Here is a 15,416-nt window from a genome sequence, read left to right as displayed (position 1 = left end):
CTCCGAAAAGGCCTACCTGCTGCCGCGCGACGTGGTGTTCAAGAACTTCGTCGACCAGTGGCTGCGGCAGACCGCAGAGAGCGGGAGTTCGCCAAGCGCTTCGATGCGTGGCTGGCGTATCCGTGGAATGCTGCGGCCAAGTAAACGGCGCTATGTCCGGGCGGCGCCTGGCTGCGCCGCCCATCAGCAACATGAGGCATGCGCCGTTCAGCAGCGCGCCCATCAGCCAGACCGCGCCGGACCACACCGGCGCTGTCAACGCATAAAACGCTGTGGCCGCCAGCGGCCCGATCATGGCGGCCACGCTGGCGAGGCTGGCCAGCGCGCCCTGCAATTCGCCCTGCTCATGCTCGCCCACCTGGCGCGAGAGCATCGCCTGCAGCGCAGGCATGCCGATCTCGGCCATGCACAGCAGCACCATGGTCGGATAGACCATCCAACCGGCGCTGATCCACGCCATCGCCGCAAAGCCCGCGACATCCATCATCACGCTCGCCACGACGGCGCGGCGCTCACCCAGCGCGCGGGAAATCGGCCCGGTCAGGAATGCCTGCGCCAGCGCATGCATCAGCCCGTAAGCCGCCAGTGACAAGCCGGCGGCGCGCGTGTCCCAACCGAAGTGCGCTTCGCCGTGAATGACCCACAGCGTTTGCGGAATCTGCCCAACGATTTCGATGATGGCCAGCACAGCCAGCAACGGCAACAGCGTCGGTACACGCGCCACACGGCGCAGCGATTGCACGGGCAGCAGCGCACGCCAGGCAAACGGCGCCCGTTCAGCGCGGCGCGATTCCGGCAACGCGAAGCACGCCACCAAAAAATTGACGCCATTGAGCGCCGCCGCCAGCAGGAACGGCGCACGCAGCCACCAGTCGCCGAGCAGCCCGCCCAACGCCGGCCCGGCGATGAACCCGAGGCCGAAGCACGCGTTCATCAGCCCGTAACGGCGCGCGCGATCGGCCGGCGCGGTGATGTCGGCGATGTACGCCGTCGCCACCGCATAGTTGGCACCGGTGATGCCCGCCACCACGCGGCCGACGTACAGGACCCACGCATGCGGCGACAGTGCCATGACGAGGTAATCGACCGCCGCGCCCGCCAGCGACACCAGCAGCACCGGCCGGCGCCCGTAACGGTCCGCCAGCGCACCAAGGATCGGCGCAAAGACAAACTGCATCGCCGCGTACGCCGCGATGAGCAGGCCGAATTCGAATGCGATGTCGCCCGTGTGATCCAGCTCGCGCAGCAGGCTCGGCAGGATGGGCAGGATCAGCCCGAGGCCCATGGCATCGAGCGTCAGCGTGAAGAGGATGACGGCAAAGCAGGCATGCGAATACGCTGCGCGCCCGTCGGGGCGGCAGCGCTTCGAAAACAGAAAGCCGAGATGATGCCGTGGAAGTGCGCGCCGTGCAGCGACTTGTAGCGTCGTGCAACGCTCCAGCGAAAGCCGCCGGCAAGCTTAGTGGAGGCTGCTCCGATCGCCGTGTTGCAGAGCGAGCGCGTCGCGCAGCAATGCATCGGTCATGTCGCGGCCCAGGAGCGCCGGGTCGAAGCGCGCGGAAAAACGCGTCGAGCACGACTCCACTTGCAGCACCACCTGGCCCGGCGGCAGCAGTTCGATGTCGACGTGGATGACCTCATCGTCTTCGGTAAAGGAATGCAGCAGCGTGAGCGCGCGGTAGCCATCGGCGCGCTCCACGGCGGCTTCCGTCCAGGACGGCGCCAGCAGCGCGCAACTGACCAGCGTTTCGGGCTCGTCGGGGCGATACAGGTGCAGCCCCATCATCGTCGAGGCGGCATCGGCCACGCTTGACCACTCGGCCGCCGGAATCAGGTCGCCCAGCAGGCGGATGTCGTCGACGGCGGCGTCGGTCTGCACAAAGGCGGCGCCCAGGAAGAACGCGGTCTCGTCGCGGAAACCACCCGCCACGGTGTTACGCCACAGGCGATGGCTGCTCTTGCTGCCAAGCGCCACTTGCGACAGCACCTGGCGCGCGCGCCGTCGGCGCCCGACCACTGCTCCACCGCACCGTGCGAGAACAGGCGATCGGCCATCACCAGGCCCACGCCTTCGGGCAACACGCGCTCTTTCAGCCATCCGGCGAGCACGTGCACACCGCTGAACGGCATGTCCGGACGCCCGATCGCATGTGCGCGCACGCGGCCGTTTTCAGGCACGTGGAACGGCATGGCAAACAGCCTCGCCTGATAAGCGACGCCGTCAATCTCGAAACGGGCGATGGAAGCGGTGGTGATGGACATGATGACCTTCCTGCTGCAAGGGGCGGAAAACGCCGCCCGTACCTGCATCAACGACCATCCACGCCGAATGTTTAGCCGCCACATGGGGGGTTGGGGGAGGGGAATCCCGGTGTCTGTAATGCGACGCAACAATCCCGGCGCGTCAAGGCAGGAATTTTTTGCCGCGCCAGCCGTCACACCTTCGCATTAAGGGTTATCCCGCATCCCACATTTTCATTTCAATTCAATGACTTATGTGCAGATCGCGGTGCTTGAGGGGTCACAATTGTTCTTCTTTTTTGAACAAAGAGTTTAATAGAACTGCTTTTTTACCCTCTGAGCAACGACTAAGCTTATGCCATCGCGTTACCGCACCGCAGCGAAGCTGCCCTGCGGCAATGCTCACCCCTGTTGTGGAGTCCATCATGAAGACCAAGAACCTGATTCTCGCCTCGTTGATCGCTGTTGCCGCTGTTCCCGCCTTCGCTGCCGGCGTGCAAAGCCAAGACCCGTACACCAACGGCCAAGCCGTGACCAAGGCTGATCCCTATACCGACGGCGCCCGCAAGGCTGACGTCTACACCGACGGCGCCGTGCGCAAGGCCGACCCGTATACCCGATGGCGCGCTGCGCAAGGCTGATCCGTACACCGACGGCGCCCTGGTCGGCAAGGCTGACCCGTTCAGCGACGGCCAATAAGTCGTCGACCTGCTGTCAGCATCACCCGTATCACTCTCCTCCCCGATGCCGTGTGCCCCAGTTGGCACCGGCACCGGCTTTACCGAGGCGGCCTTCTGGCCGCTTTTTTCGCCTACACCCGCAGATTTCACATTGCGAGCCCGGACTTCTCCCCTCAAGGCGCCGGGCCTCGCGTCCGATAAAAGAGAATGGATCCATTGGCGGGCAGCCTTCCCGGACCCGTTGCGCAAAGACGGGCCTCGCCGCGGACTGATCTCTGAACATCAACATGCGCAAACGCATCGCCATCGAACACCTGCGGGTGGGCATGTACCTCGACGAATTTGTCGGCTCGTGGCTGGACCATCCGTTCTGGCGCGCCCGCTTTCGCGTGGAGGATGCCGCCCAGCTGCAGCGCCTGCGCGCCAGCGGCGTGCGAGAAGTGTGGATCGACACCACGCGCGGCACCGACGTGGCCGCCGCCAATGCGGCACCTCCGGCCCCGGAAATGCCGGCGCCGCCCGCCTGCTCGGCCGACGCCAGCATTGCGCCCCGCGCCATCACGCATGCGGAAGAAATGCGCCATGCCGCCCGCCTCATCTGCAAAGCGGAGGTGGCCGTGCAGGCCATGTTTGCCGATGCGCGCATGGGCCGCACGATCGAAGCGCGCGACGCATTGCCGCTGGTGGAGGCCATTTCCGGCTCGGTCGACCGGCACCCCAGCGCGCTGACCAGCCTCGTGCGACTGAAAGCGAAAGATCGCTATACGTTCCTGCATTCCGTGGCCGTGTGCGCGCTCATGGTGGCGCTGGGCCGACAGCTGGGACTGTCCGATGACGAAGTCCGCGACGCCGGTCTTGCCGGCCTGCTGCACGACATCGGCAAGATCGCGATTCCGCCCGAAGTATTGAACAAGCCCGGGGCGCTGACCGACGCTGAATTCCGCCACGTGATCGTCCACCCGCAGGCGGGGCACGACATCCTGGCCGGCGACAGCAGCATGCGCGACATCGCCCTCGACGTGTGCCTGCACCACCACGAGCGCATGGACGGCACCGGTTATCCGCACAAGCTGGCCGGCGAAGCATCTCGCTGTTTGCGCGCATGGGCGCCATCTGCGACGTATATGACGCCGTCACGTCCGACCGCCCGTACAAAAAAGCGTGGGAAGCCGCCTACGCGGTGCAGCGCATGGTCGAATGGCGCGGCAACCATTTCGACCCGATGGTGTTCAACGCCTTCGTCAAGAGCGTGGGCATCTATCCGGTGGGCTCGCTGGTCCGGCTGCGCTCCGGCCGGCTGGCGGTGGTCATGCGGCATGCGCCGGGCGCGTTGCTCACGCCCACGGTCAAGGTATTCTTCTCGATATCGTCGGGCACACGGATTGCGCCCGAACTCATCGACCTGGCGCAGACCGGCGACCAGATCGTCTCGCGAGAAGAACCCCGCGACTGGGGCCTGACCGACCTCAACGAACTTTGGATACACGGCGACTGATCCGTCATCCCTTTCTCCGGCGCCTGCTGGCATGGCTTGCGGTGGGCTGGCTGGCGTGCAGCACTTCGGCCCTCGCCGATTCCCCTCTCGGATCGGCTCCAAACGCTTCACCGAGTCGTACGTGCTGGGCGAAATCCTCACGCAGACGGCAAACTCGCGCGGCCCCGCCGAACACGTGCCGGGCCTGGGCAACACCGCCATCGTCTTTGCCGCGCTCAAGAACGGCAGCATCGACGTCTATCCGGATTACCTCGGCACCATCGCCGCTGAAATCCTGCACCTGCCCGCCGAGCAGGCAGCCAATCCCAATCAAGCCGCGCTGCTGGCCGACGTCAACCGCGGCCTGGCGCCGATGGGCCTGGCGGCCGGCGTGCCGCTCGGCTTTGAAGACACCTACGCGCTGGCCATGCGGGACGCCGATGCGGAGCGCGAACACATCCGCACGCTGGCCGACCTTGCCACGCATCCGACGCTGCGGCTTGGCCTGTCGCACGAATTTCTCGGTCGCGCCGATGGTTGGCCAGCGATTACGCAGCACTACAAATTGCCGCAGCACCCGACAGGCCTCGACCACGGCGTTGCCTACGATGCGCTGCGCGCCAATCAGGTCGACGTGATCGACATCTACTCCACCGACGCGAAGATCCGCCGCGAACACCTGCGTGTGCTCGACGACCCGGCGCACGTCTTCCCGCGCTACGACGCCGTGCTGCTGTACCGCGCCGACGTTGCGCAGCGGCATCCGGCGCAATGGCAGGCGATCAACACACTCGCCGGACGCATCCAGCGCGACGACATGGTGGCGATGAATGCGGCGGTCGAACTCGAAGGCCAGTCGTTCTCGCAAGCAGCGCGGCAATTTCTCGCGGGGCATGGCGATGTGCCGGCTGCCACCCCGGCGCGTGCGTTCTTCGCTCGGCTGACGGACGGCTTGGGACGGCTCACGCAGCGGCATCTCATGCTGGTCGGTATTTCCACCGGCGTTGCCGTGCTGCTCGGCGTGCCGCTGGGCCTGATGGCCGCGCGTCGCCGGATCAAGCAGCCGATTCTTGCGGTGGTGGGCGTGCTGCAGACGATTCCGTCGCTGGCGCTGCTGGCGATGCTCATCCCCATTGTCGGGTCGATTGGCGTGGTGCCGGCGCTGATTGCGCTGGCGGTCTATGCGCTGCTGCCGATCGTGCGCAACACGATCGTCGGATTGGAGCAGGTGCCCGACGGCCTGCGCGATGCGGCGTTAGCGCTGGGCTTCACGCCGTCGCAACGCACGCGCGTGGTCGATCTGCCGCTGGCGCTGCCGGTCATCCTGGCCGGCGTCAAAACCGCGGCGGTCATCAGCGTGGGCACGGCGACCATCGCCGCGTTCATCGGCGCCGGCGGCTATGGCGAGCGCATCGCCACCGGGCTCGCTCTCAACGACAGCGCAACGCTGCTTGCAGGCGCCATCCCCGCAGCAGTGCTGGCGCTGCTCGTGCAGGGCGCGTTTGAGGCGGCCGAATGGTGGCTGCGCCGGCACGGCAGCGACACCCCACCCCGCTGACGAGCACACGCGCGGGCGTTCCATTACCATCGCGGTCATTCCAGCCGCGCTGCTCACCCCATCTATGACCACGCTCCCGTTTTCCACCGCCCTGCTCGTCGCGGCGGCCGGCGTTTATGCCGGCGCCCAGAATGCCCTTGCGGGCGGCGGATCGTTCATCACGTTTCCGGCCTTGCTGCTGGCGGGGCTCAACCCGCTAGGGGCCAACATAACCTCGACGATCGCGCTGTTCCCCAGCCAGATCACCTCGTCGATTGCCGGGCGCAAACTGGCCGGCGGCGTCGATGCCGGCGAGCGCCACCTCTCGCTCAAGCAACTCATCGTCATCAGTCTGGTGGGCGGTGTGCTCGGCGCGCTGTTGCTGCTGGCGACCCCGCCGTCGTTCTTCGCCAAGCTGGTGCCGTATCTCGTGCTGTTTGCGACGAGCGTGTTTGCGTGGGGCAGCTTCCGCCGCAAACCGCTGCACGCGGCCTCCGGCATGTCGACTGCCACGCTGGCGACCGCTCAATTTGCGATTGCAATTTACGGCGGCTACTTCGGCGGCGGCATCGGCTTCCTGATGCTGGCCGCGCTGACGGTGGCCGGTCAGCAGGTGCGCATGGCGGGCGCGACCAAGAACGTGCTCGCCATGACGATGAATGCATCGGCCGTGGCAGTGTTTGCGTTCTCGCCGCAGGTGAACTGGGCGGCCGTGGTGGCGTTGGGCATTGGCGGCATCGCAGGCGGATTTGCCGGCGCATGGCTGCTGCACCGGCTGCCGGAAAAGTGCTGCGCGGCTTCGTCGTCATCGTCGGGATCATCCTGACGGTCTGGCTGTTCATGCGCGCCTGAATGCGCTATCCGATGGCGGCTTGACAGCGTTTGTCCGACAGGCGGTTCAGCCTGCGCCTACTGTCTGCCGGGTTGACGCTTTCCTATTGTGACGTTCGGGATGCACGTCGTGGCACGCGGCATGCGTGCCATGAAGTCGACCCCGTTTCACAACAAGGAGAACGAGCATGCAAGCACGCAAGATGTCGAGTCTGGCCGCAGCGATCGCCGTGGCCGCCTGTGCGTGGATCGGCGCGGCGCCCGCGCAGGCCCAGCAGAAGGATCACAGCGCAGTGACGGGCGTCGACAGCCCCATGGAGGGCCCGCGCACCCAGGTTCAGCGCAACGCCGACGCCGCTGCCAACCCCGGCTATCACAACAACGCCACCGGTGCGCAACCGGAAGCCACGCCCGGCACGCTCAAGCAGAAGGTCCACCGCGCGCATGTGAAGACCGACAAGTGGGTCGACAAGCACGTCACGCACCGCCACGGCAAGGGGAAAGGCACGGCAACGGCGGAGTCGTCGTCAGACCGCGCATTCTGGTCGCGCCGCGCGAACCAGTGCGATTCGCTGGTGGGTGAAGCCCAGCGCGTCTGCCGCGAGCGTCGCCCGACGCCGCGGGCAGCATGCAATAACCGTATCCGCCCATGAAAAAGCCGACGTTTGCGCGTCGGCTTTTTCATTGCGGCAGCGTCTGCGTCAAACGATGCCGGTGGCGTAGAACACGGCAATCACGAAGAACACCGCCAGCGTCTTGATGATCGTCACGCAGAACACATCGCGATACGCCTCGCGGTGCGTCAGGCCCGTCACGGCCAGCAGCGTGATCACGGCGCCGTTGTGCGGCAGCGTGTCCATGCCGCCCGAGGCCATCGCCGCCACGCGGTGCAGCACCTCCATCGGAATGCCCGTCGCCTGCGCGGCCTGCACGAACTGATCGGCCATTGCCGCCAGCGCAATGCTCATGCCGCCCGAGGCGGAACCCGTGATGCCTGCAAGCGTGCTCACCGTCACCGCTTCATTGACGAGCGGATTCGGAATCGCGCGCAGGCCATCGGCGAGCACCAGGAAACCCGGCAACGCGGCAATCACACCACCGAAGCCGTATTCCGAAGCGGTGTTCATCGCGGCCAGCAGCGCGCCAGACACCGCCGCCTTGCTGCCTTCGGCAAAACGGTCTTTCACAGCGCGGAAGCCAAACACGAGCACCACGATGATGCCGATCAACAGCGCGGCCTCCACGGCCCAGATCGCGGTCAGCTTGTCGGCTTCAACGGTGAGCGGCTTGGGCAAACCCGGCAAGGCAACGGTCACGACCTTGCCGTACCACGTCGGAATCCAGCGCGTGAACAACAAGTTCATCACGCCCACCAGCACCAGCGGCGACAGCGCGACGAGCGGATGCGCGAGCGCACCGGTCTCGGCCGTCTCGGGCTCGTTCACCAGCTTGGTGAGGCCGTGGTCGTAACCGTGGCCATTGCGCAGCGCGACGCGGCGGCGCCATTCCAGGTACGCCATGCCCACCACGATGATGAACAGCGCGCCGATGGTACCCAGCCACGGCGCCGCCCAAGACGTGGTGTGGAAGAACGTGGTCGGGATGATGTTCTGGATCTGCGGCGTGCCGGGCAGCGAATCCATCGTGAACGAAAACGCGCCCAGCGCGATGGTGCCCGGGATGAGGCGCTTGGGGATATTGCCCTGGCGGAACATCTCCGCCGCAAACGGGTACACCGCAAACACCACCACGAACAGCGACACACCGCCGTACGTCAGCAGCGCACACACCAGCACGATGGAAAGCATTGCCCGCTTGGCTCCCACCACGCGGATGACCGACGCGACGATCGAGCGAAAAGCCCGACAGCTCGATCACCTTGCCGAACACGGCACCGAGCAGGAACACCGGGAAATACAGTTTGACGAAGCCGACCATCTTCTCCATGAAGATGCCGGAGAACACCGGCGCCACGGCCGATGGATCGGTCAGCAGCACCGCGCCGAGGGCGGCCAGTGGTGCAAACAGGATGACGCTGTAGCCGCGATACGCGGCGAACATCAGAAATGCCAGCGCAGCCAGCACGATGATGACGGACATCGACAATCTCCTCGCATGCTTTTCTTTTAAGAGCGAAGGATTGTATGTCGCGATGCAACAGATGCCGTTACGCAATCACGCGTATTGAACTGCCGGCGGAACTGGCGTTCATCGGCGCCGGATGGGCGTCTTCGTCACGTCGACGATGACGATTCAATGACGGTGCCCCCAGCCCCCGCCATGTCCCCAGCCGCGCCCGCCCCAGCCGCGCCCGCCCCAGCCGCGGCCACCCCAGCCACGGTGGCAGCCCCAGCACCCGCCGCCGCCGATCCACACGCTGCCGAACACGGGCGCCGGGTAAACCGGTGCCGGGTAATAGGCCGGCCCATAGTAGTAATAGGGATCGTATGGATACGACGGATACGTTGCCACTGGCGCAGGCGCCACGGCTGTCGGGGCGATCGGGTTGCCGTAGGCGTCGTAATACGGTGCGACCACGCAGCCGCCCAGCAAGAGGAGCGCAGTCGCGGCGAGCGCGCCCGGCAGGATGGCGGCACGGCGGCCAGGTTGCGATGCGCGGCCCATGATGTGCTCCGTTGGATGCATGTGCATATGCGTTTCGAATATGCCTTCGACCATGTTCGGCTGACTCAATTCCAACGACTTCGTATACCGCGCCGCAGCAAATCCTTGCCGGATCACTTACCATGACCGCTTCGCCGCCCGCGCTGGGGAGAGATCGAGGCAGGCGATGCCCACAAAACACTGGAGGACACATCCATGCAAGCCACGGCAGCGCCCACCCACGGCGATCGGGCACCCGCACCGGCCATCTCTGCGGCCACCCGACGCAAGGCCATCATCGCCGCCACCATCGGCAACGGCCTCGAATGGTTCGACTTCACGGTCTACAGCTTTTTCGCCGTCATCATCGCCAAGCTGTTCTTCCCCACCGGCAATGACTTCACCTCGTTCATGCTGACGGTCGCCACGTTTGGCGTGGGGTTCTTCATGCGGCCGGTCGGTGCCGTCGTGCTCGGCATCTACGCCGACCGCGTGGGGCGCAAGGCTGCGCTCACGCTCACCATCATGCTGATGGCGATCGGCACGGCCATCATCGGCCTCGCGCCGACGTACGCGCAAATCGGTATCGGCGCGCCCATTCTCATCGTGATCGCACGACTCATCCAGGGCTTCTCGGCCGGCGGTGAAGTCGGGGGCGCCACGGCGTTCCTGATCGAGTATTCACCAGACGAAAGGCGCGGCTATTTTGCGAGCTGGCAGCAGGCGAGCCAGGGCATCTCGTTCATCCTGGGTGCCGCCATGGGCGCGATCGTCACGAATGGCCTGTCGCCCGAGCAGATCGATGCATGGGGCTGGCGCATTCCGTTCCTGTTCGGCCTGTTGATCGGGCCGGTCGGCATGTACATCCGCTCGCATCTGCACGAGCCGCCCGCGTTCGAAGCGCAGAAGGAAAAGGCCGCGAAGGAGTCGCGCCTGGCACCGCTGTCGCAAGTGCTGCGCGATCATCCGCGCGAAGTGCTCGGCGGCCTGGGCGTGACGATTCTCTGGACGGTCTGCACCTACACGCTGGTGTTCTACATGCCGACGTATGCGAAGCAGCAACTTGGCCTACCGCTGGGCGCGACGTTCCAGTCGACGGCGCTGTGCGGCGCGATCATCTTCGTGCTGTGCCCGCTCATGGGCACGCTGTCCGACCGCATCGGCCGCAAGCGCATGCTCGGCACGGTGGCGCTCATCATCGCTGCTGCGGCGTATCCGCTCTTCCACTGGCTCAACGTCCACCCTACGGTGCAGACGCTGCTGCAAGTGCAGGTGATCCTGGGTGTGTTGCTGGCGGCGTTCACGGGCCCCGCCCCCGCCGTGCTTGCCGAGCAGTTCCCGACGGCGGTGCGCTCCACCGGCCTGTCGATCTCGTACAACCTGGCGGTCACCATCTTCGGCGGCTTTGCCCCGCTGATCGTGACGTGGTTGATTGCGAGTTCCGGCAGCAAGCTGGCGCCGTCGTACTACGTGATGGCCGCTGCCATCATCAGCGTGTTTGCGCTGTCGCTGATGCATGACCGCACGGGCAAGCCGATCGAAAAGTAATCGCCTGAAATAGACCCAGGCGAAACAAGACCGAAGAACGGCCGGTGGATCATCCCACCGGCCGTTCGTCTTCTGCGCCCAGCAATGCCGCGTTCTCCAGCACCCGAACACCCGGCGCATCCACCCGCGCCGCGGTGACGAGTGCAGCCGCCACCGATTCCGCCGACACCGGCCGCCACGTCCTGGGCACCATCCATCCGATTGCGCGCGACAGGCCCTGCGCAACGCGTTCACCGAGCCGGAATTCTGCGCGCGTGCCGAGCAGCAGCGAAGGCCGGACCACCGTCACCGACGGAAAGCCGATCGACAGGATTTCTGCCTCCACCTCGCCCTTGCAGCGGTTGTAGAAGACGCGCGAGCGCGCATCGGCGCCCAACGCACTCACCAGCAGAAAATGATGCGCGCCGGCGGCAAACGCGCCGCGCCAGTTCCACCGGATACTCGACATCAACGCGTCGGAATGCCGCCTGGGAACCGGCCTGCCGGATGGTCGTGCCGAGCGCGCACATGACGATATCGACGGCAAACGCCGACTGCGTTTCCGGTGCATCGAGGCGATCGAAATCCACCACGCATTCGCGCAATCGACCGGGCATCGCCGGCCCTGCTGTCAAGGCCCCGCGCCGCCGTACGAGCGCGGTCACGCTCCCCGCCCAGGGCTGCGTGACGAGACGACGCACCACTGCCCGGCCCACAAGTCCGTTGGCGCCGGCCACCAGAACGGACGGCCCGCGCGGCTGCTCCAGCGCTGCGCCGTGGACCGCGAAGCCTTGTCCGACAGGCATTTGCGAACTCGACATGATGTTCTCCATGAAGTTTTCACGGGCTCGGAAGTGCAGTGTACGGCGTCCGCGGAGCCGGTTTTCTGCAGCGCTGGCTGCGCGCTTTCGGTGCGTTTCCGGTGCGTGCAACGCTGGCGGAAATGCAAACAAACCCCGTCGATATCAGGTGTTTCCCGGATAGCAGCCCGCAAACCCAGGCGGGGCAAGTGTCGGCTGCAAGCAACGGCCCGCAAACCCTTGCAGTTAGGGGATGTGCAACCCTTCGCAACGGTGATATAAAACGGGTCGCAGTACAACGCTGTCCAACAAACCTGAAGTGGGGAACTGACATGACGACCAAATCCGAACTCGTAGCCGCCATTGCGAAAGACGCTGAACTGAGCAACGCCGCCGCCGAGCGCGCGCTGAACTCCGCGCTGGAAAACATCAAGAAGACCGTCGCCAAGGGCGGCACCATCACGCTGGTTGGCTTCGGTTCGTTCTCGTCGGGCAAGCGTGCTGCACGCACCGGCCGCAACCCGCGCACGGGCGAAGCCATCAAGATCCCGGCAACCAAGACCGTGAAGTTCACGGCTGGCAAGGGCTTCAAGGACGCCGTGAACAAGAAGAAGTAAGAGTCTTCTGCCGAGCTTGGCATGCGTGCCTGGCCGGGAGACTTGCAAGGGACCCTACGGGGTCCCTTTTCTTTGACGCGTTTGATGTGGCGCAAGGTCAGGCGACCGGCCACAAGCCCACGAGGTAACCGACCGAACCGACACGCGCGACAAGCGTATCGGCATCGCCCTCTGCATCGAGCCATGCCGCGGCGCCCTGCGGGATATCGTCAACGCCGATCGACAATACGCCGTGCACGCAATACACCAGCCATTGCATGCCCCGATGGAGGCGCGGCAGCGATCGACGCTCACCGGCCGCCAGCGCGATGGCCTCGGCGTGATGTGCCCAGGCGTCGCGCCGCGTCATCACGTTGAAATCCGACAGCGGCGCATCCAGCGTGGCGTGCACATCGGCTTCACCGGGAAAGCGCGCGGGCGCTTCGCCGGGCGCCAGCGTCACCGCCTCGGCATCGGGGCGATGCATCGTCAGCCGGCCGCCCGCAATCACCGCCAATGAGCGGTCAATACCGGCAAAGCGCGAGAACGGCCCGGCCGCATCTACCTGCGCGGTGCTGACGCGCCAGTCGAAATTGTCGAGCGTGGCGCCCGCCGGCGCGATGGCGATTTCGGACGTGACACCGCCGCCGTTCTTCCACGGCATGCGGCGCATTGCATCTGCAGGAATCAGCTTCATGAGCGACGCAACAGGTGATACGCCAGACGCGCCGCCACGCGCACGGTGCGGCGGTCCTGGTCGTATTCGGGGTTGGTCTCGGCGATGTCCGCGACGCGCACCTTGCCGGTGGCGCAGACATGCTGCACGAGGGCTTCGAGCACCGGCAGCGTGATGCCGTACGCCGCGGGCGCGGACACGCCAGGCGCCACGGCGGCGGCCAGCACATCCATGTCGATGGTCAGGTAGACATGATCGGCATCAGCCAGCCACGCATCGAGATCGGCCATGCGCGCATCGAGGTGCCGCTCCTGTACGTCGGTGTCTTCAACGTAGTGCGCGTGCAGTGCGTCGGCGCGGTCGAACAGCGCGGGCGTGTTCGACAGACGGCTGACACCGAGGCAGCAATACGTCAGGTCGATGCCGTGCGCGGCGCGGTCTTCGGCGATCTGGTCGAACGGTGTGCCGGAGTTGCCGGGGCGGCTCGTGCGCAAGTCGAAATGCGCATCGAAATTGACCACCGCAAGGCGCCCGCGCCAGCCTTGCTTCTGCCAATGCTGGCGCAGCCCCTGATAGGTGCCAAAGGCAACCTCGTGGCCGCCGCCGAGCACGACCGGTCGCGCACCGGCATCAAGCAGCTTGCACACGGCGTCGCCGAGTTCCGCTTGCGCGCGTTCCAGATCGCCGTCTTCACACGTGACATCGCCCGCATCGGCGAGCACCGACAGACCATGCGCAGGCACGTTGGCCAACGCACGGCGAATTTCCCGCGGCCCCTGCGCCGCACCCGCACGGCCGTGATTGCGTACCACGCCCGCATCGCACGCAAAACCCAGCAGCGCGGGCACGCCAGACAATGTCGTCGCATCAGCCGACTGCGCGACCTGGAACAGGCGCGTGACGTCACCGCGTTCGCCGGTGTCGTCACGCCCCTGCCAGATGGATGCCTCGAACGTTGCAGCTTCAGTCATCGTCATGCGCGTGTCAGCACCGCTTGCAGGAACGAACGCGTGCGCGCTTCCTTGGGCTCACCAAAGATGACCGACGGCGGCCCGGCTTCGACGATGCCGCCGCCGTCCATCACCACCACCACGTCGGCCACTTCGCGCGCGAAACCCATCTCGTGCGTGACGACCAGCATCGTCATGCCTTCCTTGGCGAGCAGCTTCATCACTTGCAGCACTTCGCCAACGAGTTCCGGATCAAGCGCAGACGTCGGTTCGTCGAATAGCATCACCTTGGGCCGCATCGCCAGCGCGCGGGCAATGGCCACGCGTTGTTTCTGTCCGCCCGACAGACTTGCTGGCATCGCGTCGGCCTTGTGCGCCAGGCCCACTTTCTGCAGCAGCTCGCGCGCTTCCGTTTCCGCTTCGTGCTTCGACTTGCCACTCAGCATGCGCGGGCCAACGGTGACGTTGTGCAGCACCGAAAGATGCGGGAACAGGTTGAACGACTGGAACACCATGCCGACCTGCTGCCGCAGCCGGTTCAACTCGCCGTCGGGCAGCAACTTGCCGTTGTCGATCAGGCGCTTGCCGCAGATGTCGATGGTGCCGCCTTCGGCTGTTTCAAGCCCGTTGCAGCAGCGCAGGAACGTGCTCTTGCCCGAGCCGCTGGGGCCGATGACGACCACCACCTGCGAAGCGTCGACATCAAAGTCGATGCCCTTGAGCACGGTGTGATCGCCATACGATTTGGTGAGCCCGCGGATCTGGATCATGGGAACATCCAGCGCGGACTTCAGCGTTTGCGGCTTCGCATTCGTCATGTTCATTGCACCATGCCTCCCGCACGGATGTTGCGTTCAAGGCGGTGGAGCAGATAGCTGGCGGCACTCGTCAGCACCAGATACACCAGCGCAATCGCCAGGTACACCTCCAGCGAGCGATACGACACGCTGATGATCTTCTGCCCTTCGTGCATCAGGTCGTGAATCGTCAGCAGCGACACCAGCGCCGAGTTCTTGATCAGTGCGATGAACTCGTTGCCCAGCGGCGGAATCATCCGCACCACGGCCTGCGGCAGGATGATCGCGCGCATCGACTGCGCCGACGACATGCCGATCGAGCGCGCCGCCTCCATCTGCCCGCGATCCACCGACTGGATCGCGCCGCGCACGATTTCCGACACATACGCGCCCGAATACACGCCCAGCCCCAGCACGCCGCACACAAACGCCGGCAGCAGGATGTCGAACTGCGGCAGCCCGAAGAACAGCAGAAAAAGCTGCACCAGCAGCGGCGTGCCACGGATGAACGTTACGTACACCGTGCAGATGCCGTAGATGAATCGGCGGCGCGGGTTCAACCGCCCGATGCCGATCAGCAAGCCGAGCACGCAGCCGAGCACCAGCGCGGCGGCCGTCACCTCAACCGTGACGAGCGCACCGCGCAGGATGTCCGTCCAACCGGCCCAGACAGGAGAGAAATCCAGTTCCATCAGCGTGTCCG

At 65.5% G+C, this 15,416-nt stretch carries 8 protein-coding genes and 9 pseudogenes; 8 read left to right on the top strand and 9 right to left on the bottom strand.

Annotated elements, in window-relative coordinates:
- Positions 1 to 144, top strand: a pseudogene (locus OWR21_RS09745) (arogenate dehydratase); the annotation flags it as partial.
- A 31-nt stretch (positions 145 to 175) separates the two neighbouring features.
- Here OWR21_RS09745 and tet read toward each other — a convergent pair.
- Positions 176 to 1,285, bottom strand: a pseudogene (tet, locus tag OWR21_RS09740) (Tet(A)/Tet(B)/Tet(C) family tetracycline efflux MFS transporter); the annotation flags it as partial.
- A gap of 174 nt (positions 1,286 to 1,459) precedes the next feature.
- Positions 1,460 to 2,262: pseudogene (locus tag OWR21_RS09735) on the bottom strand (hypothetical protein).
- 404 nt (positions 2,263 to 2,666) lie between these two features.
- Here OWR21_RS09735 and OWR21_RS09730 point away from each other — a divergent pair.
- From OWR21_RS09730 to OWR21_RS09710, 5 genes and pseudogenes are all read left to right on the top strand, one after another.
- Positions 2,667 to 2,940, top strand: a pseudogene (locus tag OWR21_RS09730) (hypothetical protein).
- A 268-nt stretch (positions 2,941 to 3,208) separates the two neighbouring features.
- Positions 3,209 to 4,416 (top strand): annotated as a pseudogene (locus OWR21_RS09725) (HD-GYP domain-containing protein).
- Positions 4,398 to 5,953: pseudogene (locus tag OWR21_RS09720) on the top strand (ABC transporter permease/substrate-binding protein). Before OWR21_RS09725 ends, OWR21_RS09720 begins: the two co-directional pseudogenes overlap by 19 nt.
- A gap of 64 nt (positions 5,954 to 6,017) precedes the next feature.
- Positions 6,018 to 6,784: pseudogene (locus OWR21_RS09715) on the top strand (sulfite exporter TauE/SafE family protein).
- Between the two features lie 167 nt (positions 6,785 to 6,951).
- Entirely contained in the window at positions 6,952 to 7,416 is a 465-nt protein-coding gene (locus OWR21_RS09710) for a hypothetical protein (protein ID WP_332395095.1), read from the top strand.
- Between the two features lie 48 nt (positions 7,417 to 7,464).
- Here the strand turns inward: OWR21_RS09710 and OWR21_RS09705 are convergent.
- Positions 7,465 to 8,863, bottom strand: a pseudogene (locus OWR21_RS09705) (GntP family permease).
- A gap of 153 nt (positions 8,864 to 9,016) precedes the next feature.
- The gene (locus tag OWR21_RS09700; RefSeq protein WP_332395094.1) at positions 9,017 to 9,388 is read right to left on the bottom strand and encodes a hypothetical protein; all 372 of its coding nucleotides are present in this window, start codon (positions 9,386 to 9,388) and stop codon (positions 9,017 to 9,019) included.
- Positions 9,389 to 9,583: 195 nt separating this feature from the next.
- Here OWR21_RS09700 and OWR21_RS09695 point away from each other — a divergent pair, with 195 nt between their 5' ends.
- Positions 9,584 to 10,915 (top strand): MFS transporter, encoded by a 1,332-nt coding sequence (locus tag OWR21_RS09695; RefSeq protein WP_332395093.1) that lies wholly within the window; start codon positions 9,584 to 9,586, stop codon positions 10,913 to 10,915.
- Between the two features lie 49 nt (positions 10,916 to 10,964).
- Here the strand turns inward: OWR21_RS09695 and OWR21_RS09690 are convergent.
- Positions 10,965 to 11,715: pseudogene (locus OWR21_RS09690) on the bottom strand (oxidoreductase).
- Positions 11,716 to 12,026: 311 nt separating this feature from the next.
- On the opposite strand from OWR21_RS09690, the gene OWR21_RS09685 reads away from it, so the two are divergent.
- Positions 12,027 to 12,311, top strand: a complete 285-nt coding sequence (locus OWR21_RS09685) for an HU family DNA-binding protein (protein ID WP_003272088.1) — start codon at positions 12,027 to 12,029, stop codon at positions 12,309 to 12,311.
- A gap of 97 nt (positions 12,312 to 12,408) precedes the next feature.
- Here the strand turns inward: OWR21_RS09685 and OWR21_RS09680 are convergent, their stop codons facing one another.
- The 4 genes from OWR21_RS09680 to OWR21_RS09665 are packed head-to-tail and all read right to left on the bottom strand — an operon-like array spanning position 12,409 to position 15,405.
- Positions 12,409 to 12,987, bottom strand: a complete 579-nt coding sequence (locus OWR21_RS09680; RefSeq protein WP_332395092.1) for a HutD/Ves family protein — start codon at positions 12,985 to 12,987, stop codon at positions 12,409 to 12,411.
- Entirely contained in the window at positions 12,984 to 13,943 is a 960-nt protein-coding gene (gene hutG / locus OWR21_RS09675; RefSeq protein ID WP_442968614.1) for a formimidoylglutamase, read from the bottom strand. Before hutG ends, OWR21_RS09680 begins: the two co-directional genes overlap by 4 nt.
- Entirely contained in the window at positions 13,940 to 14,740 is an 801-nt protein-coding gene (locus tag OWR21_RS09670; protein WP_332395090.1) for an amino acid ABC transporter ATP-binding protein, read from the bottom strand. Before OWR21_RS09670 ends, hutG begins: the two co-directional genes overlap by 4 nt.
- On the bottom strand, positions 14,737 to 15,405 hold the full coding sequence (locus OWR21_RS09665; RefSeq protein WP_147213372.1) for an amino acid ABC transporter permease: 669 nt from the start codon (positions 15,403 to 15,405) through the stop codon (positions 14,737 to 14,739). The genes OWR21_RS09670 and OWR21_RS09665 overlap by 4 nt, the downstream gene beginning before the upstream one ends.
- Between the last annotated feature and the right edge of the window lie 11 nt (positions 15,406 to 15,416).

The organism is Ralstonia sp. 1B3, assembly GCF_036631435.1.
This window is presented reverse-complemented; position numbering and strand designations above follow the sequence as displayed.